Annotated in this window: 19 protein-coding genes and 1 pseudogene; 5 read left to right on the forward strand and 15 right to left on the reverse strand. The window is 36.0% G+C overall.

Translation table 11 applies throughout. The annotated features are described in order from the left end of the window. The first annotated feature begins 11 nt into the window (after positions 1 to 11). Positions 12 to 2,729 (forward strand): FtsX-like permease family protein, encoded by a 2,718-nt coding sequence (locus JZO76_RS12745; RefSeq protein ID WP_206905206.1) that lies wholly within the window; start codon positions 12 to 14, stop codon positions 2,727 to 2,729. A 146-nt stretch (positions 2,730 to 2,875) separates the two neighbouring features. On the opposite strand, the gene JZO76_RS12750 is transcribed toward JZO76_RS12745, so the two are convergent. From JZO76_RS12750 to JZO76_RS12775, 6 genes are all read right to left on the reverse strand, one after another. Next, positions 2,876 to 3,124, reverse strand: coding sequence for a hypothetical protein (locus JZO76_RS12750; RefSeq protein WP_206905208.1), 249 nt, complete (start codon positions 3,122 to 3,124; stop codon positions 2,876 to 2,878). Between the two features lie 21 nt (positions 3,125 to 3,145). Beyond that, positions 3,146 to 3,790: a hypothetical protein gene (locus JZO76_RS12755; protein ID WP_242595883.1), complete on the reverse strand. Its 645-nt coding sequence runs from the start codon at positions 3,788 to 3,790 to the stop codon at positions 3,146 to 3,148. Between the two features lie 6 nt (positions 3,791 to 3,796). After that, on the reverse strand, positions 3,797 to 4,324 hold the full coding sequence (locus tag JZO76_RS12760; protein ID WP_206905218.1) for a hypothetical protein: 528 nt from the start codon (positions 4,322 to 4,324) through the stop codon (positions 3,797 to 3,799). Between the two features lie 14 nt (positions 4,325 to 4,338). Continuing rightward, positions 4,339 to 6,600: a hypothetical protein gene (locus JZO76_RS12765; protein ID WP_206905222.1), complete on the reverse strand. Its 2,262-nt coding sequence runs from the start codon at positions 6,598 to 6,600 to the stop codon at positions 4,339 to 4,341. A 581-nt stretch (positions 6,601 to 7,181) separates the two neighbouring features. After that, the gene (locus JZO76_RS12770) at positions 7,182 to 7,859 is read right to left on the reverse strand and encodes an SDR family oxidoreductase (RefSeq protein ID WP_206905223.1); all 678 of its coding nucleotides are present in this window, start codon (positions 7,857 to 7,859) and stop codon (positions 7,182 to 7,184) included. 205 nt (positions 7,860 to 8,064) lie between these two features. Then, positions 8,065 to 8,895 carry an AraC family transcriptional regulator gene (locus JZO76_RS12775; protein WP_206905225.1) on the reverse strand — a complete coding sequence of 277 codons (831 nt, stop codon included), beginning with the start codon at positions 8,893 to 8,895 and terminating at the stop codon, positions 8,065 to 8,067. Between the two features lie 113 nt (positions 8,896 to 9,008). Here JZO76_RS12775 and JZO76_RS12780 point away from each other — a divergent pair, with 113 nt between their 5' ends. Continuing rightward, a complete protein-coding gene (locus JZO76_RS12780; RefSeq protein WP_206905367.1) occupies positions 9,009 to 9,899 on the forward strand; it encodes an EamA family transporter in 891 nt (296 codons plus the stop codon). Positions 9,900 to 10,326: 427 nt separating this feature from the next. Here the strand turns inward: JZO76_RS12780 and JZO76_RS12785 are convergent, their stop codons facing one another. Further along, positions 10,327 to 11,283: a hypothetical protein gene (locus JZO76_RS12785; protein WP_206905227.1), complete on the reverse strand. Its 957-nt coding sequence runs from the start codon at positions 11,281 to 11,283 to the stop codon at positions 10,327 to 10,329. Between the two features lie 155 nt (positions 11,284 to 11,438). Next, positions 11,439 to 11,933, reverse strand: a complete 495-nt coding sequence (locus JZO76_RS12790) for a DUF3841 domain-containing protein (protein WP_206905230.1) — start codon at positions 11,931 to 11,933, stop codon at positions 11,439 to 11,441. Between the two features lie 163 nt (positions 11,934 to 12,096). Here JZO76_RS12790 and JZO76_RS12795 point away from each other — a divergent pair, with 163 nt between their 5' ends. Then, on the forward strand, positions 12,097 to 12,246 hold the full coding sequence (locus tag JZO76_RS12795; protein WP_206905231.1) for a hypothetical protein: 150 nt from the start codon (positions 12,097 to 12,099) through the stop codon (positions 12,244 to 12,246). An 86-nt stretch (positions 12,247 to 12,332) separates the two neighbouring features. Here JZO76_RS12795 and JZO76_RS12800 read toward each other — a convergent pair. The 6 genes and pseudogenes from JZO76_RS12800 to JZO76_RS12825 all read right to left on the reverse strand — a co-directional run bounded on the left by JZO76_RS12800 (position 12,333) and on the right by JZO76_RS12825 (position 15,690). Then, positions 12,333 to 12,551, reverse strand: a pseudogene (locus JZO76_RS12800) (helix-turn-helix domain-containing protein). 171 nt (positions 12,552 to 12,722) lie between these two features. Next, the gene (locus JZO76_RS12805; protein WP_206905234.1) at positions 12,723 to 13,031 is read right to left on the reverse strand and encodes a DUF1292 domain-containing protein; all 309 of its coding nucleotides are present in this window, start codon (positions 13,029 to 13,031) and stop codon (positions 12,723 to 12,725) included. 15 nt (positions 13,032 to 13,046) lie between these two features. Beyond that, positions 13,047 to 13,481 (reverse strand): Holliday junction resolvase RuvX, encoded by a 435-nt coding sequence (gene ruvX / locus JZO76_RS12810; RefSeq protein ID WP_206905235.1) that lies wholly within the window; start codon positions 13,479 to 13,481, stop codon positions 13,047 to 13,049. Next, on the reverse strand, positions 13,481 to 13,747 hold the full coding sequence (locus JZO76_RS12815) for an IreB family regulatory phosphoprotein (RefSeq protein WP_016171403.1): 267 nt from the start codon (positions 13,745 to 13,747) through the stop codon (positions 13,481 to 13,483). The genes ruvX and JZO76_RS12815 overlap by 1 nt, the downstream gene beginning before the upstream one ends. Positions 13,748 to 13,906: 159 nt before the next feature. Further along, on the reverse strand, positions 13,907 to 14,761 hold the full coding sequence (locus JZO76_RS12820) for a TIGR03943 family putative permease subunit (RefSeq protein WP_206905237.1): 855 nt from the start codon (positions 14,759 to 14,761) through the stop codon (positions 13,907 to 13,909). Continuing rightward, positions 14,758 to 15,690: a permease gene (locus JZO76_RS12825; protein WP_206905239.1), complete on the reverse strand. Its 933-nt coding sequence runs from the start codon at positions 15,688 to 15,690 to the stop codon at positions 14,758 to 14,760. The genes JZO76_RS12820 and JZO76_RS12825 overlap by 4 nt, the downstream gene beginning before the upstream one ends. 263 nt (positions 15,691 to 15,953) lie before the next feature. On the opposite strand from JZO76_RS12825, the gene JZO76_RS12830 reads away from it, so the two are divergent. Further along, on the forward strand, positions 15,954 to 16,292 hold the full coding sequence (locus JZO76_RS12830) for a thioredoxin family protein (RefSeq protein WP_206905241.1): 339 nt from the start codon (positions 15,954 to 15,956) through the stop codon (positions 16,290 to 16,292). 154 nt (positions 16,293 to 16,446) lie between these two features. Here JZO76_RS12830 and JZO76_RS12835 read toward each other — a convergent pair whose 3' ends face one another. Further along, positions 16,447 to 17,082 (reverse strand): redox-sensing transcriptional repressor Rex, encoded by a 636-nt coding sequence (locus JZO76_RS12835; RefSeq protein ID WP_206905243.1) that lies wholly within the window; start codon positions 17,080 to 17,082, stop codon positions 16,447 to 16,449. A 254-nt stretch (positions 17,083 to 17,336) separates the two neighbouring features. Between JZO76_RS12835 and JZO76_RS12840 the strand changes: the two genes are divergently transcribed. After that, the gene (locus tag JZO76_RS12840; RefSeq protein ID WP_206905245.1) at positions 17,337 to 19,274 is read left to right on the forward strand and encodes an ABC-F family ATP-binding cassette domain-containing protein; all 1,938 of its coding nucleotides are present in this window, start codon (positions 17,337 to 17,339) and stop codon (positions 19,272 to 19,274) included. The last annotated feature ends 52 nt before the right edge of the window (positions 19,275 to 19,326 follow it).

Here is a 19,326-nt window from a genome sequence, read left to right on the forward strand (position 1 = left end):
TGGCTGGTAAAATGAAAAATAAAACCTATTTAAAGGCTACATTTCGTGAAATAACAAAATCTAAAGGGCGTTTTATCGCCATTATTTTGATTATCTTTTTAGGGACGCTACTTTACGTGGGCATTAAAACGACACAACCAGTTTTAGATCACTCCGCTGACGTTTATTTAAAAGAACGCAAACTTTCGGATCTGCAAGTCGTCTCAACAGGCGGCATTACAAACGCTGATAAGGATGTCTTAGACGATATCACCGGACTTTCAATCGAGAGTGGCTATCAATTCTTTTATGCGGATGCAAAGAAAAATGAAGTCATCCAGGTCTTTTCTTATGATCAAGAAAATGACCAAAATCACTTAGAGCTCACAAGCGGCGTTCTGCCTAAAAAAGATAATGAAATTCTCTTAGATCACTTGGCAAAAAAAGAAGGTTATAAAATTGGCGATACGTACACGATCAACGACCATGAGCAACTAAAAAGCACACAATTTAAAATCGTTGGTTTTGTGACCTCGCCTCTTTTTATCAGTGAAGTAGAACGGGGCTATGCCAATGTTGGCAATGGCAGTGTTTCTTATTTTGCTTATTTGCCAAAAAAACTTTTTAAAGCAGAAGTAGAAGCGGTCATGTATCTTAGCTTTGCCAATGTAAAAAAATACGAAACCTACAGTAATGCTTACAAAGAACAAATGGCAAAAAATACCGCGCTCATTGAAGACAAACTTTCTCAGCGTCCAAATGCACGCTTAAAAGAAATTCAAGCAGACGCAACAGAAAAACTTCGTCTCCAAAAAGAAAAAATTGCCACTGGTAAAAAAGAATTAGAAAAAGCGCAAGAGCAACTACAACAAGCAAAAGATAAACTCGCCTTACAAGCAGCGCAAATCAGCTTGTTACCCGAACCACAAAAAACAGCCGCACAACAAGAATTAACAACAGCACAAAAGCAGCTAGCAACCAATGAAGCGACTTTGAAAAAAAATCAGTCAGAGTTAGCAACTGGAACAGCAGAAATAAAAAAAACAGAAGCTACAATCAAAAATATGAAGGAAATTGTTTATCGCTATAATGATCGCTTTGACAATGTTGGTTTCCAAGAATTTGGTAGCCTGTCTGACCGTATCGCCGCAATCGCAGACGTCTTCCCAGTCTTTTTCTTTTTCATTGCAGCCTTAATTACCTTTACCACCATGACGCGGATGGTCGAAGAAAATCGCCGTGAAATCGGGACATTAAAAGCACTAGGCTATACAAAGGCAGAAATAGCGAAAAAATATGTCATCTACTCCTTACTCGCCGCCAGTATTGGGCTAGTTTTAGGCGTTGTCAGCGGTACGAATTTCTTGCCCCGGATTATCTTTTATTTAATGAGCGACCGCTATTCCTTCAATAAAGCTTATGTCTTTTACGACTGGGACCCTATTTTAAAAGCGATTATCGCCTTTTTACTCGCTACTTTAGGTTCAGCTCTCATCGTTTTAACCAAAGAATTACGGGAAAAACCAGCTCAACTCTTACAGCCAAAAGCACCAAAGCCCGGCAAACGGATTTTTTTAGAATACATTACACCCCTTTGGTCACGTTCAAGCTTTAATCAAAAAGTTAGCTATCGCAATTTATTTCGCTATAAAGCCCGTATGTTAATGGCAATTATCGGCATTGCCGGTTGCACCGGCTTAATATTAGCCGGCTTTGGTTTAAAAGACTCCTTGTCTTCGGTTGCTGCAAAACAATTTGGTCCAATCATTGCTTACCAAGGAATTGTCAGCCTAGAAGATGATTTACCCGCAGCAGATACTACAGCGATCACCAATGCACTAAAAAACGATGAACAAGTCACAAGTTTTATGGCTAGTCACAATGAGACCGTCGAAATACGCAAAAATAATCAGGCAACACAAAGTCTCACATTAATGGTGCCAACCGCAGCAAAAGAATTTGAAGATTATTTACACCTTCATAGTAAAGACAATAAAGTAATTTCGCTGACAAATACTGGTGCTGTCATCACCCAAAAAATGGCAGAGTTTTATGACATCAAAAAAGGCGATACCCTTTATATTTACGATAGCAAGCAACAGAAACAGCAAATCAAAATCGCCGGCATCGCCCAAAACTATCTTGGTAGCTTTTTGTACATGACACGTCCTTACTATGAGAAAGTTACCAACCAAAAATTTTCAGCCAATAGTTTATTGCTTAAAACCAACAAGATGACGACAAAAGAAGAAGATAATCTTGCCCAAGTATTATTAGATACTAAAAAAGTCGTCAACACGACTTTTATTTCCAAACAAATTGAAACGCAAAATCAGTCCATCTCCAATTTAAATGCAATCGTCTGGATTTTAGTGACACTTTCGGGATTACTGGCATTTGTCGTCTTGTATAATCTGACCAATATCAATATTTCCGAACGGGTACGAGAACTTTCCACCATTAAAGTATTAGGCTTTTTTGACAAGGAAGTAACTATGTATATCATTCGAGAGAATATCATCTTCACTATTTTGGGAATTATTGCAGGCTTTGGTGTCGGCAGGGTTTTAACCCACTTTATCTTAGATAAAGCCTCGATGGAAAATATGGTCTTTCCTTTGGTTATCAAACCCGCAGCCTATCTTTATTCTGGTGGTCTAACCATTATCTTTACCTTAATCGTCATGCTTGTAACTCACTTCAAACTAAAACATATCAATATGATTGATGCCTTGAAGTCAAATGAATAGAAAAAACTAACTTAAAACAAATTATTTTTCTAACTTAAAAACCCTTATTTTACAAACAGGAAGCTTGCTAAACGTAATACGCAAGCACCTGCTTTGCCAAAATAAGGGTTTTATTTTAAACACTATTTCAATTTTATGAATCATTGTTATTCATTCTTTACCATAGAGAGGTTTTTTAATTTCCAAATTATAAGCACTATCAAACAAATTATAATTCCCAAACTAACAATTTGATATGAGGCAACCTCATTTGTTTGCGGGTAACTACCTGAAGACACTTTAGAAACCAAAGTTCCTTCTTTTTCCTTAAAGGTCGCATCAACTTGATAAATTGCTTCTTCTGAAGAATCAGAAGTCCTCCCTAGCCAGCCATTTACTTCAATTTGATTATCCATAGGCTTTCTCCAGTATGGCTATTACCAAGCAACAGCGTCAAATTTTAGGGTCATGGTGTATTTTGGCTGCACTTGGGTAGTAGCAGTTGCAGTACCAGTATATTTGAATGTCGCCACATTCGAACTTGCATCTACTTCGTCAGCCAACGCCATACGGCCATCTTTATTTGCTAAATCAATCAGAGGTGTAGAAGTTGTAAAGTCAGTGGAAGTATTTGATGTCGCAATGTTTGATATAGGTTGCTTCCCTTCAACTTGTAAGTTTAAGGAATAGCTGCTTGGTAATGTTAGGCTAGTATTAGTATCATCATTTTCAAATCTTTCTAGCGATACTGACACAGGTCGCCCCGAATTATTTGTAATCTTATAATCTGGTGACTTAATCACTGGGTCCTTAGCAGTATTATAAAAAATCGTTTTTGTCGGTACTGTCACGTTAATCCAGTTATCATCACCTTCAGTAATAGTTGCACCAGGATCTGTATTATCTGCCCCTAAAGTTCCATTTACTTCAATTTCGGCTGAATTTTCACCATCAATAGTTTGCTGCGAATCAGCTTCAGTTCCATCTTGTGCAAACGCCGGCATTGCTACTCCTAATACACAGCTACTTAACAGCAGTCCTGCAATCACTTTCTTTTTCATATGCTCGTGCTCCTTTTTCATTTTTTATTAGTTCACCATTAAGGTTAATCCCGATGCGACTTGTCCTTGCTTTTCTTTTGTTTCTGGATCATATAAGCTAAATGTTGCGGTTGCTTTATGAACGCCTTTTGTCAATTTTTTTTCTAATTTAGCTTGCTTAATCTCCTCTCCGGGATTGATAGCGCCAGAAGTATAGATTAAGTCCTTACCATCATCCAAGCGTACTTCCACGTTAACAGGATAAGCATTCTTAGGCGGATTTTGAATAAACAACTCACTCATAGCAGTTTTTTCATTGACCGTAGCCTCAGATGCAATGACCATATTAAAATTACTAGCATCTACTGCAGCCTGGGCGTATTTCGCCATCTCCTCTTCTGAAATTTTCTGCGCGTCCTTACCATCAGGAAGAAAATCACCACTGACAATAGAAACAGGAACTTCATCTTTGTGCGTAAAATAGCGATAGGTAATTATTCCACCAATAGCTACAAGCAATAAAAGCAAAAGCCATAAGATACGTTTCTTTGATTTATTTTCTTGTTTTGTTTCCATTTTTCCATCTCCTCCTATTGCGCTGAAATCGTAAAGGTAAAGTTGTAGGCGACTTTTTTAACTTCTGAAACCGGGCCAGAATAATTTCCGATGAGATAAACTTCCGCTTGATTCTTATCTGTCTCCCAGAATGGTTCTAGTAGTATGGCTTTGCTATCTTCAGAAATTGGCCCCTCAGTGAGTGGTCCCCAAACTAACGGATTATTTGTTTCATCTGTATAATTTGTCGCTAGGTTTAGCAACAATTTGTAAGTATCTGTTGGAGACAAGGTGGTTGCTAGAGTAACATCTGAATCTGACTCAGCCGTAGGAGCAACTTCCGTCAAATCTACTGCAATCGAAATGTTACTATTATTGGTAAACGTATATTCACCTGCGTTTTCTTCCTTGCCAAATTCAGTGGTAGGACTTTTGAATATCATATTTACAGGAATATTTGTGTTGATTACTTTTGTAAGATTCACAGTCGTTTCTACCCAAAGGCTGCTGGAAGAGATACCGCCAATGGCATTACCTGTTACTTTGGCATACAAGTGATAGATCCCACCTTCTATATTATTGAAAGTAGTGTTTGTCTCAGGTGTGCTTTCATCAGGATTCACACTAATTTTATTTATAGAGGCGTCTTCTAATTGAAATTTTTCGTCTATAGCTGATTGAGAGATACTGTCGGTAATTGGATTTGATGCATCATAAAGCTGATTTTTAGTTAGCATATAATCGACTGAAGAAAGAGTGCGGTCGTTTGGCGTATAACCGGTTATATCTACATCGATTCTGCTTTCACTATTAGAAGTGGAAGGTTCTCCTTCAACACCGGAAAGAAAGAGGTCTTGTTCATAAATGATACTCCGTGCATTAGCAGGGGAAGTATTAGATATTTCAGCAGACGTAAGTATGTTACCTTGGAAAACATTAGTAGTATTAGCTGAATCTAAACAGTTGACTGAGTATGAAGTCCCTAAGTCTTGGTCAGTCCGATAGAAGGTAGCTTTCCCACTTGCAACGACATTTCTGTTATCTGTTTGTTGAATTAAAATATAATCTGGTTGATCACAATTAAAATCAGTCATTGATTTCAAATCAATAGCGGTTGATGAAGATACTAACTCTGTACGGGAGTTCTTACCAAGATTAAAGGTGATTTTGTTATTGTTAACATTAATATAGTTAGAACTTCCACCACCATCACCTTCATATTTTTCATATCTAAAAAAGCCATTTTCTTCCACATTCAATACGCAAGGATTACCAGAATAAAAAAGCCCATTTTTGCTGGATCTTGTTCTTAAAGAGGCATTCTTTTCAATAGTTACAACCATTCGATTTTTATCGGCATCGTCAAATCGTCCATAAAAAAGAACGTCATTTTGTATAGTATCGTTATCAACAAAGGTATTTGAGCCAGCAGAAAAATCAACAATATTAAAACCTTCTACAAATTCACCACCGTACGTACCAGCGTGACTTACAAAGGAGTTGTTTCCTTTGAAAGTTAAGGAAATTCCTCCAGTATTGGCATAAAAAGGTTGGGATCCATTAGTTAGCTCATATTGAATATTTTCAACTGTTAAAGAAGAACCAGCAGTATTCATTCGCATAATTCCCCAGTAGTCTCCATATGGATTATCTAAACTTCCATAATTCATATTTTTTATAGTTATATCTACAGCTTTGTCAACTTGAAAATGTGAAGTACCAAATCCAGCAGTTTCAGTATAAAGTATTGAATAATGATTATCAGGATCAGCGGGATCCTTTTCGAAGTCTTTAATGCCGTTAATAACGGTGCTTTTTGACAATGTAGTTGTTTTATCTGTGTATTCGATATCTGCTGTCAGTTGAATATAAAAAGGGCCTTGATTGTCAGCAGGCATTTTATTAATAGCGTCAATTGCGCTTTGCAACTCAGCAAACGTCGCAACCAAATAAGGATTTCCTTCACTTCCGTCTTCCACAGCGTCAGCTGTCGCAGCAAAAGTTGTAACTTTTTTAGTTTTCTCTAGAGATGTATCAGGGGTGGTACTGTCTGATTTTGTTGTTGCCTCTGTTGTGGATTCAATTGTCGTTGTTGCGTTTGTCCCATTTGTGTTTGAGAAATTTGTTTCCTTCAGAATATCGGCTGAATTAAAAGTACTTTCTTGACTGGCTGTACTCTCTAAAAGTTCTGAAGTTGCGTTGGTTGGCTCAGAAACAGCAACATTTACTGGACCATTTATAAAGACAAATGTACTAATCAAAGAAGCCGACAACAGTACAATAAAAGCATTTTTCATAATTCACCAACTTCCCATTAAATTTTCTTGTTTTTTTTCAATAATTATAAAGCCGATTACTTTTTATTAATTACACTTATTATTTTATCTAGATTCGCAAAAAAAATAAAACATTTTGAATAAAGCGCTTTTATATTTTAGTACGATTTCTGAAAAATATTCACAAAACAAAAATTTATCTTCCCTTAATTTTTAATATAAAATAAAATTTATGAAAAAAACTTTATTCGCAAAATTTTTGATGATTCAAAAAATAGTCAGTCAATATTCAAGGAAAAACTTCTTAAAGTTAACGCAAAATAGATTTCGTTTTATACGCCGTGATAATTATTTTTAAAATCGTTATTTAAAGATAAAAATAATAAAATGATTAGTTTGATAGGAAACTCTCCCACTAGCTTATTGCTGCTACGCCTTACGCTAAGATTGCGGTTTAGCTTCAAAAAAACTATTATGCAGGTGTAATATAACCTTCCCTGTTGGACAAAAAATTAAATCCATTCACAAAAAATCCATTCACAAAAAGAGCAGTGCAAGAAATCTTGCACTGCCTGTATCGTTTTTTCTATTCAGAGGAAAAGTTAATTAAGCCCTTTGATAGCTTCAAAAACTGAGACATCGCCAGAAACAACTTCAAATTCTTTTCCGATAGTTGCGTCATTTTCCAGTGTTGCCAGAATCACGGTTGCCACATCTTCTCTTGGAATCGTATTTTTTTCAAGTTCTCCTGTTAGATTGTCTGCTAATTTAATTTTGCCAGTTCCAACTTCATTGGTTAAAGAACCTGGATGAATAATCGTCCAGTTTAGATTGGTACGATGTTTCAACCATTCATCGGCATAATTTTTGGCAATTGTGTAAACGGTCAAAGAAGAGTTTTCCTTAATTTCTCGGGTAATTTCTTTACGCCCTGTTTTAAAGGTACTAACCATGACAAATCGTTTAACGCCAGCAATTTCAGCTGCTGTCATAATTTTTATTGCGCCGTCCAAATCGATCATAATCGTTTTATCTAAGCCCTTGCCACCTGCTCCAGCACTGAAAACAACAGCATCCACATCTTTCATGGCAGCTGCAAACTCTTCGATAGAATTATTGACGATATCCAATAGTACTGTTTCAATTTTCCGTTCACTAAAAAATGGAATTTGTTCTTCATTGCGAATGACTGCTTTTTCTTGCAGCAAAGGATGTTCTTTGATCTGATTGGTAAAATGTCTTGCCACTTTCCCATTTGCACCTACTACTAAAATTTTCATCTTACTTCCTTCTTTCTTGCGTTTACAAACAGTTTGATAACAGCTTTAGCTAGAATTCAAAAATTACTGTTACCTCTTTCTACCTTCTTTTTTATTATAGCAATTTAACCTGTAAATTCCTTTTCATTAGACTTTAAGCAAATTAAATGAAAGATTTTTACTAGAAAGATACGATCTTATCCGCACTTCCAGATAAAAACACAGCTTAGCCAAAGCGTTTACGAAACTGAAATGGCGTCAGCGTATATTTCGCTTTAAAACTCGTTATAAAGTAACTAACATTGTTAAAGCCTGCTGCAAAACAAATCTCGACTACATCCTGTTGGGTCTCTAACAGCATTTTTTTCGCCTGATTTAGGCGATAGTCGATTACGTAATTGATTGGTGAAAGATGGGTATAGTTGTTAAACAAGTTGGTACACTTTTTCTTACTTATTGGAATTGTCTGTGCAATAGCTTGCACTGTAATTGGTTCTTGAAAATTTTTATGAACATAATCCAGCAATTGATAAATAATCGTCTCTTCCTCCTGATTCGTCAGATACTGGTTTTTATCGATATTATTTAGACTACTAATCAACAACTCATAGACATCCAGATAATTAATATCATTTACATTCTTTTTAAGGCTATTCAGAATTTCTAAATTTCGCGTAGTTATAGCTAAGAATCGATAGGAAAAAGAAGATCTCTTGCTATATTCCGCAATACTTTTCTGGTAAATTTCTTTATTGATAAAATATGGAGAAAAATCAATGCAGCTATATTCTACTTTTGATGTAGCTGGGATTGCTCCATGTATTTTAGAAGTATTAATGAGAATGCCTTCGTTTTGGTGAAGTAAAAATTCTTTTCCATCGACGCTATACAGCAATGTTCCTGAATAGACCCAAACCAATTGAAATTCCTCATGCCAGTGTAAAGTTATCGCATCGTGCCTTTCCTTTATCAAGGTCCGCTGATAAATGGCAAGTGGAATATTTTGGGTTACATGCTGTGTCGCTTCTTTTTTATTATCATCAACTTGAAAATACATACTAGCTCCTTTATACCCAATACTGTTATTATCGTCCTCAAAACTGTTAGAAAACAAAGTAAATAAACATTATACTGATATACTAACAGATATTAAAAAAGGAGTGACGGACCATTTTAAAAAATCAAAAAACGATTGGGATTCTTTATGCTAGTATTGCGGCCGCATTATGGGCTATCTCAGGAATATCTGGTCAAATTCTATTTAACCAGTTTCATTTTTCCGCAACTTGGCTTGTCTCAACACGAATGTTACTTGCAGGTTTTCTTTTACTTATGATCGCTCGGATTAAAAATAAAGATGCACTGACTTGGCCTTTTAAACACCGGACTGATTTTATTTCAATACTCTCATTTTCACTTTTAGGAATGTATCTGGTGCAATTCACTTATTTCAAAACTATCGAGCTCAGTAGCGCTTCTTTTGCGACAATTGTTCAATATATCGGTCCGGTTTTCGTCATTTTCTATACAGCATTGCAGACGAAAATGCTACCGGCGAAAAAAACAATTTATCTCATCTTACTTGCTTTGTTGGGCGTCACACTAATTGCCGCCAAAGGAAAGCTAGCAAATTTAATCGCCTCACCAGCGGCCTTTCTTTGGGGAATTGGCTCGGCTATTTCATTAGCCTTTTATTCCATTCAACCGCGCCGGCTACTTGCAGAACACGGAAGCATCGCAGTTGTTGGTTGGGGAATGCTTTTAGGCGGTATCGCCGCCAACATCATCCACCCGATTTGGAAAGTTGACGGAATGGTCACGTTAACTTCTGTCCTTCAAATTTTTATTGTCATTATTTTTGGTACTGCCTGTTCATTTTTAATCTATCTATCCAGTTTGCGCTACATCTCTTCAGCTTTAGCAAGTGTTTTGACCGCTTTTGAACCTATACTTGCCACAGTCTTCTCAATTTTTATCTTTCAGCTACGATTTTCTTTACCTGAATTTATTGGATTTCTACTTGTGTTAGGCGCGATTTTATTTTTACAAAAAACACTATAATTTTTTTATAACTAAAAGAACCTTTCAATCACTAGTCAAACGTATTCAAGCTCGTATTCAATTCAAAACACAAAAAAGCTGAACCCTTATCTACCAAGGGTTCAGCTAGTATTTAAAGCTTATTCTTCTTCTTCAGCCATGAAGTTAAGTTCATTAAAGATAATTGAAGATAGTTGAAATTTCAACGATTTTTGAAAAGAGCTAATCATTTTATTGATGCTCATTCATCTTGATCGGCTTTCTAATCGGCTTCAAAAACGTATTCAAGTTGCGTGGCGTGCTTTTGATGAGGAAAAAATATCACCTAGCAACCCATTTCAAGGGTATTTTTACGGAAACATAATCAAAAATTAGTCCTTGTTCAGTAATACTTTTATTTAATTGAACTTGTCAAATATTATTGTAAATTATAGTAAATATTTTAGAGTTAATCCAATACCTGTAAAAATCTATCGAGTTCTATATATATATATAGAATTTCTTTTGCGTATTGCTCATTATTAGACGGATTATACCTATTGGCTATTTCTCTTACCCAACATTCTTCATATTCGTAGCTTTCTATTTCGATAAACATATTTTTAAGAATATCTATTCCTTTAGCAATGCTTTCTTTATCATCTAAAGTATATTTCGATTGTACTTGCATTATTCCCGTAGAATATCTTCCCGAAGAAAATTTTGATACTACAAACTCTACTAGCCTATAGAATTTAGGGCGACTAAAATTTTCATATATGATAAAAGAATAAACCAAGAGAATAAATTTTCTCGTTATTTCCTTATCTATTTTGAATTCCTCACCAATGTTGCTTAATATATAAGAATTGTACTTATCAAAAAAATAAGAATACCTATTTCTTATGTATTTTTCTCTTCGTGAAGTAACATCTCTATCTTTAAAAACTGTAACTAAACTATTTTTGAAAATGTCGTACAAAAAAAGAATTAGCAAAAGCACTATTTCATTTTTAAAATCATCAATAGGGATCATTATTGAAATACCAGACCGAATAAATTTATCAAAGACTATATAAGTTCCTAATAAAGTTAAGGTCACTAAGGTAAATTCATATCTAAAGTTCAAAAGTGATTTTCTTTGTAAAATAAAAAAAATCACAAAATATCTGATTAATAGATATCCAATTACAACAAAATACAAATTATTTACATAGGGTTTGGCAATATTCATTTCATTTAACAAAAGAATATATATATTGGAAATAAAAATATTGTAGATAATATTTATTCCTGAAGTTGTTTTGTCCTCGCTAAAAGAAAAAGTATCATATTTTTGCTTTAACAGCGCTAAATTAGAAATAGGAACTCCGAGTATTTGCATAATAACAAAGAGCACCAGACTATTCATTATGATAAAAATCATTTTCATCCACCCTTAAAAGTACATAAATTTTGAATCGCATATTATATGGTATGTAACATGAAAGTATACCCTAACGTTGCACACCCTATTTACTATTATACCAGTATTCATTCATAATACATAAGGGTGTAACATTAAGAATTCTATTCAAAAGACTACAAGTAGTCACCTTTAAATGCGAGTATTTTTTTTATCCAATCCTTGTGCAACCTTGTCGTTACCCCTTGTATATCCCCGTACCTCGGATGTTTCGGAATATCAAAAATATACTCAAATTCCTGATCTTCATCAGTCTCCCACTCATGATTCAACGGTTCATGCCACTCTATAAACTTTGACCATAAAATGTTTTTCCTATAAAACTCAATAGGAATTTCAAAACAGTAAAAATTGTATTTGCTAAAATCTGTAAAATTATCTTTACGAGCATACTTTAAATGACAGGTATCTCGCCATACCCAAATTAAATCTCGATCCAATGGTAACTGGATTCGTTTCATATACTCTTCTTCAAGCCAACAAAGTGCACCAATTGCATTCAGATTATCAAAAAAGACAGATAACTCAGCGTGATATTTCCTTGGAAAAATAAATCCTTCTGAATCAACAGATTGTAAAAAATCTACTGGTTGAATCGTGTAAACTTTCATTTATTCGCCACCTTTTTGACTACTTGTAGTCGTTTACCGATTTGAAATTTGCATACTTTTTCATTCAATTGAACCCAGCATTAATTGTACATGAGTCTTCTTCACTGACGGATAATATCAGGATATACTAATACTATTCTGAACAGCGAAAGGAGATAGCAAAATGAGCAAAGTCGATGAATATATCAAAAAGAAATCCAAAAAAAGTAAAGAATGGCAAAAAACATTTGAGTTAGAATATAAGAAACTTTCAGATAGCCTCAAAAAGGACACTTATAATCTAAATAAACCAAGTAAAGCAGATAACCAATAAAGATTGCTCTGCCATATTTAACATTGCTTCACGAATCAGTAATCGTTGACTACAAGTAGTCATTGAAGCAAATCTTCATGAGACACCTATAGAATATCCCTAATAGTCCTGAATTGATTCAGCTTAATATGTTACCGGCCACCTTCAATCTTAACCAAGGCTTCTCTTGTCATAGCGATTTTACTGAGCTGTAGTTCTCGCACCAGTTCTGTCTGTCCCATTCCCTTTTCTAATCGGAGTCGTCTGATATTGCTACCGATTACATTTTCTTTATCTATTAACTTTTCTTCCTTCAAGAATAGCACACCTTTTGGACTAAAATTAGTCCTTTTTCTTATAATCGTCTAACTAACATAAACCAAAGAAAAACCATAGAGAAGCTAGTAGAACTTCTAAATTTCTAACAGAACGTATTCAATTCAAAACACAAAAAAGCTGAACCCTTATCCACCAAGGGTTCAGCTAGTATTTAAAGCTTATTCTTCTTCAGCCATGAAAGTATTGAAGACTTCTTCAATCATATCCCATTCAGCTTCAGTTTCGATTTGTTCCAATTCGCCTTCTGTGCCATCTTCATTTTCGATGTAGGCATAGGCTTGTAATTCAACGTCATCGTCTTCTGATGCACCTGCTGGGTACAATAAAACGTAATTGCGTTTGAATTCTTCTTGTCCATCAATTGTTAATAAAATTTCGTAAAGCGTTTCGTTACCTTGATCGTCGACTAACGTAATGTGTTCGTGTCCTTCGTGATCATGGTTGTGGTCGTGGTTATGTTCAGTCATCTGCTTTCCTCTTTCCTATAAAGGCGACTTTGTATCGCTGCGATCTAAATAATTTTGCAAAATCATCACGGCGGCTAACTTATCGATAACCTTTTTCCGTTTTGCCCGTGATGTATTGGCTTGTTCTACAAGCATCCGCTCAGCTTGAACGGTGGTTAGGCGTTCATCTTGATAAAAAACTGGCAAGTGAAATAACTCTTCTAATTTTTTACCATAAGCTTGTGATGCTTCGGCTCGTGGACCAATCGTATTGTTCATGTTTTTTGGTAAGCCCACAACAAATTGCGTTACTTCGTATTGGGTTACTAACTCTTTGATGCGATCAAATCCAAATTCGCCATTGGCTTCATCGATGCGGATAATTTCTACCCCTTGTGCAGTCCAACCAAGTAAATCACTGACTGCAACACCAACAGTTTTTGAACCGACATCTAATCCCATTATCCGCATTACAGGCTAATCCCATGATTGCCAAGGTAATAACGAATTAAGACCTCTAAAATCTCGTCTCTTTCATGACGGCGGATTAAATTACGGGCATCACGATAACGAGGTATATAGGCCGGGTCGCCGGAAAGTAAATAACCTACGATTTGGTTGATTGGGTTGTAGCCCTTTTCTTCCAAAGCGCGATAAACAATGGCCAACGTTTCACTTACTTCTTTTTTGCGACTATCGTCAAAATCAAAACGTACTGTTTCATCTGTAAAACCCACAGTTAACACCTCTTTCTTCTAACTATTGCTACATTTCATTTTACTAAAACTTGTCTGAAACTACAAACAAAGCGTCTACATTTCCTACTCTAACAAAGGAATATGTTTTTTTTATGAAATCTGTTTCTTATTTTAACATTTTTTTCGCTAAAAAAGTGGTTAAAATGAGCGATACACGTATTGATTTTTAGGGGCTGTGATTGTACTTGTTTTCATCGTCTGTACCACTGGTAATTCCCGTTTTAAAGGTTGATAAAAATTACTCTGAATAACCCCTTCGATATGCACCCATTGGTCGTTTTTAAAAGACGATCCCGCTGGTAAATGAATACGTAGACCAAAAACTCCAGAATCGGCAACACAGTGAATAATCCCAAAACGAAAAACAAAATCGTCTTCTTTTTGATCTTGTTTGGCATGATAAATAAAACCGTCAAAACTAATTTTGCGCCCAATAAACTCACTTGGGTAATTATAAATCAGTTCCATTATTTCTAGGTAGTTTTCTTCTGTAACGGCTAATGTACCAGATTTATCATACTTTTTCATTAATTTATCCATTTGTTTTTGGTATTCAGTTTTATTGTAGTACATGCTTGTATTAGGCTGTAGATATTGGGTCTGCATTTGTGGATCTCCCACAGACTCTTTACTAATCGGAAATTGGAATCCTTTAGCCTGAACAATCGTGGTATCTAAACTGACCACTGGAAAAAAAGTCCCGACAATCACCGGTAGTGCTAATAAAATATAGGCGATTACGCGTTGATGTCTTTTTTTCAGACCGTGCTCGTGTTCTATCCCCTCTTCATGACTATGTTCTACGGAGTCTTCTTTTTTACCGTCAGCTTTCACCCACAATACCAATTGCACCACCGCCAAGACAAAAGATAAAATCATGGACAAAATAGCCAAATAACTGTAGTGAACATTAATAAACTGATTGAGTTTACCAGAAACTTGTAAATACATCATCAACTCAAAATAACCAGCTAAAATTAAAAAGCGAATCATAAGGACACCACCAATGCATAGCCTGTTACACAGACAACAATAATTGCGACTAAACTCGCGATAAAGCGACCGCTAAAATAGCGTTTCATCATTAAAAGATTTTTAATATCCACCATCGGACCAAAGACCAAAAAGCCGACAACTGGCCCTGTACCAAACAAGCTTAATAAAGAAGAACCAATAAAAGCATCCGCTTCTGAACAAAGAGACATCGCTAAAGCTAAAAACAGCATCACAACGACTGCTAAAATTTTATTTGAACCTAAGGTCAACATAACCCCAGTTGGTAAATACGTTTGCATCGCAGCGGCAATTAGACCACCAATCATTAAGTAACGGCCAGTATCAAAAAATTCATCTACGCTATGTTCTAATACATGACCTACCTGCTGGATAAATGTTTTCTTCGTTTGATTATGAACACTTTTTTCATGATGATGGCTATGACTGACATTTGCCACAGCTTGTTGCAAGTTCGCGTCTTTAATAATGCTTTGTTGGTTAAAATAAGCCAACCAAACGCCAATCACCATGGCAACAATTAAACTGCCGATCACGCGTAAAAATGCATACCGCATCGAATTTCCAAAGGCAATAAAAGTAGAAAAAATGACAATTGGATTAATAATCGGTGCTGTTAGCATAAAAGCAAAGGCTGTGTGATTGGGCACTCCTTTTTTAACAAACTGATTGACTATCGGCACAATCCCGCATTCACAAGAAGGAAAGAAAAAGCCCAAACCACACCCTACTGCAATTGCGGCCAATTTATTTTGTGGCAATAGGCGCTGGACCCTTTCAGGTGTTAAAAAAACGTAAAGTGCACCGGAAATAATACAGCCTAATAAAACAAAAGGTAAAGCTTCAATCACAATTGATAAAAAAATCATACTCATTTGTAAGATTGAATCAGGTAAATGACTAAACATTAAAAGACTCCTTTAGCTATTTCAATATGTAAATTTGTTGTTTCAGCAAAAAGAAAAACCCTTCATATAGGGGTCAATGCAGAAAATAAATTTTTTAGCTTGTTTTTTCGTCGCTTTAATATACGCTTTTTCGTAAAATCTCACAAGTCTGTCGCAAAAAAATTAAGCTTTCATTTACCTTTTCAAATGAAAAACAGCTGATTTGACTTTTATTGACCAAAATCTTACATTAAAGATGAAAACAACGAAAAGTAGGTGAGTGAATGATCCAAATTACAGATTTTAACAGCGGATTACAACAATTAAACCAAGAAAAATTAGCGATTGCCTATATCTCCCAGCCTGGCTGTAGCGTTTGCGTGGCGGTAAAACCGCAACTAGAAGCTCGTTTTGCCAAAGATGTCCCAATTTACCATTTTGATGGGAGTAAATTTCCTGAAGTTGCCGGTCATTTTCAAGCTTTGACAGCACCTCTAGTCGTTTTATTAAGTCATGGCAAAGAATTAACCCGTTCAGCTCGTTTCATCGATTACCCTGCCTTGACAAAAATCATCGCAGAATTTTCTGATGAAAAACCTGATTACGCTGAACTTTTTCGCTAATAACTTTATAAACTCCCTTAGTTTCTGCGTAATCAGAGGCTATTTAAAATTTTTAGCCTTTCCTGCTAATCAAAAAAAGAAAGACCTAAGCAGATGTAGCGTCACTAAAAAGTTTAACTTTTTAATGATGCTATCCCTACTTGGTCTTTCTTTTTTATTTTTCGTCTTGTGAATGTAAGAAATAAATCAATGTTTGTAATTCATTAGTTAAGTCAACGTTTTGAATTAAGACGCTCTTAGGTGCGCTAAGACGAGCTGGAGTAAAATTCAAAATACCTTTGATTCCAGCCGCAACAAGTTCATCTACGATTCCTTGTGCAAATTCTGCTGGTACCGTCAAAATGGCGATATCAATTTCTTGAATTTTTATTTGCTCGACCATGTCCCGCATTGCATAAACAGGAACCCCGTCAATGATGCGACCAGTAATTTCTTCATCTGCGTCAAAAGCTGCGCTAACGCGGATACTATTACTTTGGTGGAATTTATATTTTAATAGGGCTGTCCCTAAATTACCAACACCGACTAAAGCAACGTTAGTCATATGATCTTCGTTTAATGTTTTAGCAAAGAAATTCATCAATGCCTCCACATCATAACCATAACCTCTTTTGCCAAGCTCACCAAAATACGAAAAGTCGCGACGAATAGTGGCACTATCGACTTGTACGGCTTCGCTAAGTTCAGTTGAAGAAACCTTTTGTTTTCCAGCATTATTTAAAATCCGCAAATAGCGGTAGTATAAGGGCAAACGCTTTGCTGTTGCCTTAGGGATATGATGATCTTTCAACGTGTACGCCTCCATTTGTGAATTTTTCACGTAATTTACTGACAAATCATAACAGGACGTACCAGCAAATGCAATTTCTCTGCTCACAAATTTGTGAATTTTTATTTTTGCTTTCTCCTGTAATATACACTAGTAGGAAAATTATGATAGACTACAACTGATACGCTGAATTTTTTTGCTAATTTTTTTAGCTTTATTTTAAAATTTGTGAAAAAACAGTCAGATGACATATTTCATTCAAAGGAAGATTATCCATGATATTATTACAAGCAAATCAAATTGCCCGCCTTTTTGGCGCAGAAGTCTTATTTCGCAATATTCATTTAGAGATTGCTACAAAAGCACGCATTGGACTGGTGGGGCGTAATGGGGCCGGCAAATCCACTCTATTAAAAATCATCGCCGGCATTGAAGCCCCCGATGAAGGAACAATCGCTAAAAATAAAACTGCAACCTTAGGCTATCTAGCCCAAGATACCGGCTTAACTTCTGAGGCAACAATTTGGGATGAAATGCTGACCGCTTTTGAAAAGGTCCGACAAATGGAACAGCGGATGCGAACTTTAGAAGTCAAAATTTCAGAAAGCAATCCCAGTGGCAGTGATTATGAAAGTACCTTAAAAGAGTACGATAAATTACAACACGATTTTGCTGATAGTAACGGCTACGGTTATGAAAATGAAATCCGCTCTGTTTTACACGGTTTTCAATTTGATGAAAGCTTTTATCAGCAAAAAATTAACAACCTTTCCGGTGGCCAAAAAACGCGACTGGCTTTAGCCCGCATGCTTTTGCAAAAACCAGATATTTTAATATTAGATGAACCTACTAACCACTTAGATATAGAAACGTTAAGCTGGCTAGAAAACTATTTACAAAACTATAGCGGTGCCTTACTGATTGTTTCTCACGACCGTTACTTTTTAGATAAAGTAACCAATGAAATTTACGAGTTGAGTCGTCATAAAATGACCCACTACAAAGGCAATTACAGTCGCTATTTGGATTTAAAAGCCGCACAATTAGCCAGTGAGTGGAAAGCCTATGAAAAGCAACAACAAGAAATTAATAAGCTAGAAGATTTTGTTGCGCGAAATTTAGTCCGCGCCTCGACAACCAAAAGAGCCCAAAGTCGCCGCAAACAACTGGAAAAAATGGAACGGCTAGATCGACCTCAAGGTGCAGAAAAATCAGCACATTTTCTTTTCCATATTGATAAAGTGTCTGGTAATGTCGTTTTACAATTAAACGATGGGGCAATTGGCTACAGCCCCACTGATATTTTAGCCCAACCTGTGGACTTAGATATTCGCCGACAAGACGCCATTGCTTTAGTCGGACCAAACGGCATCGGCAAGTCTACGTTATTAAAATCCTTAATCGGACAGCTTCCGTTTATCCGCGGTGAAGCCCAATTAGGGGCGAATGTTTCCATTGGCTATTACGATCAAGGCCAAGCAGACTTAAACAGCAATAAAACGATTCTACAAGAATTATGGGATGAACATCCTACTACCCCAGAATTAGAAATTCGCAATGTCTTAGGGAGCTTCTTGTTTTCTGGTGAAGATGTGGATAAGCCAATTAATTTATTAAGTGGTGGTGAAAAGGCACGTGTCGCATTAGCAAAACTGGCAATGGATGAAGAAAACTTTTTGATCTTAGATGAACCTACTAACCACTTGGATATTGATAACAAAGAGGTCTTAGAAAATGCCTTGATCGACTACGAAGGAACTTTGCTTTTTGTTTCCCATGACCGTTACTTCATCAACCGAATCGCCACCAAAGTCATCGAGCTGTCCCCAGAAGGCAGTCGGTTATTTTTAGGTGATTACGATTATTATCTTGAAAAGAAAAAAGAAGAAGAAGAAATTGCCGCCCTACTCGCTGCGGAAAACAATGACACACCCGTTGTTATCTCCGCTGGTAAAGAAAACTTCCAAAAAAGTAAAGAACAACAAAAACTTCTCCGCAGCCTACAACGTAAAGTAGGCGATGTGGAACAAAAGATGAGTGAGACAGACGAAATAATCGACCAACTAGAAGCCGAAATGGTAAAACCAGAAATTTTAGCTGATCATCTGCAACTACAAGAATTAAATGAAAAATTAGAGGTTGCCCGTAGTAAACAAAACGAGCTGTTAGAAAAATGGGAAGAATTAAGCCTGGAATTAGAAGAATACGAATAAAAGGTTGCCACTAAACGTGATCAGCTTTTTAAAAATAAGAACAAAATTGTTG

The sequence above is a fragment of the Candidatus Enterococcus myersii genome (assembly GCF_017316025.1).
GTDB lineage: Bacteria > Bacillota > Bacilli > Lactobacillales > Enterococcaceae > Enterococcus_C > Enterococcus_C montenegrensis.

Excerpts from the sequence above, each read along its gene's own strand:
- JZO76_RS12820 (WP_206905237.1), bottom strand. The coding sequence starts at position 14,761 with ATGATTCGCTTTTTAATTTTAGCTGGTTATTTTGAGTTGATGATGTAT.
- JZO76_RS12840 (WP_206905245.1), top strand. The coding sequence starts at position 17,337 with ATGATATTATTACAAGCAAATCAAATTGCCCGCCTTTTTGGCGCAGAA.
- JZO76_RS12825 (WP_206905239.1), bottom strand. The coding sequence starts at position 15,690 with ATGTTTAGTCATTTACCTGATTCAATCTTACAAATGAGTATGATTTTT.
- JZO76_RS12830 (WP_206905241.1), top strand. The coding sequence starts at position 15,954 with ATGATCCAAATTACAGATTTTAACAGCGGATTACAACAATTAAACCAA.
- JZO76_RS12785 (WP_206905227.1), bottom strand. The coding sequence starts at position 11,283 with ATGATTTTTATCATAATGAATAGTCTGGTGCTCTTTGTTATTATGCAA.
- JZO76_RS12755 (WP_242595883.1), bottom strand. The coding sequence starts at position 3,790 with ATGAAAAAGGAGCACGAGCATATGAAAAAGAAAGTGATTGCAGGACTG.
- ruvX (WP_206905235.1), bottom strand. The coding sequence starts at position 13,481 with ATGCGGATAATGGGATTAGATGTCGGTTCAAAAACTGTTGGTGTTGCA.
- JZO76_RS12790 (WP_206905230.1), bottom strand. The coding sequence starts at position 11,933 with ATGAAAGTTTACACGATTCAACCAGTAGATTTTTTACAATCTGTTGAT.
- JZO76_RS12750 (WP_206905208.1), bottom strand. The coding sequence starts at position 3,124 with ATGGATAATCAAATTGAAGTAAATGGCTGGCTAGGGAGGACTTCTGAT.
- JZO76_RS12760 (WP_206905218.1), bottom strand. The coding sequence starts at position 4,324 with ATGGAAACAAAACAAGAAAATAAATCAAAGAAACGTATCTTATGGCTT.
- JZO76_RS12775 (WP_206905225.1), bottom strand. The coding sequence starts at position 8,895 with ATGTATTTTCAAGTTGATGATAATAAAAAAGAAGCGACACAGCATGTA.
- JZO76_RS12765 (WP_206905222.1), bottom strand. The coding sequence starts at position 6,600 with ATGAAAAATGCTTTTATTGTACTGTTGTCGGCTTCTTTGATTAGTACA.
- JZO76_RS12805 (WP_206905234.1), bottom strand. The coding sequence starts at position 13,031 with ATGACTGAACATAACCACGACCACAACCATGATCACGAAGGACACGAA.
- JZO76_RS12745 (WP_206905206.1), top strand. The coding sequence starts at position 12 with ATGAAAAATAAAACCTATTTAAAGGCTACATTTCGTGAAATAACAAAA.
- JZO76_RS12795 (WP_206905231.1), top strand. The coding sequence starts at position 12,097 with ATGAGCAAAGTCGATGAATATATCAAAAAGAAATCCAAAAAAAGTAAA.
- JZO76_RS12770 (WP_206905223.1), bottom strand. The coding sequence starts at position 7,859 with ATGAAAATTTTAGTAGTAGGTGCAAATGGGAAAGTGGCAAGACATTTT.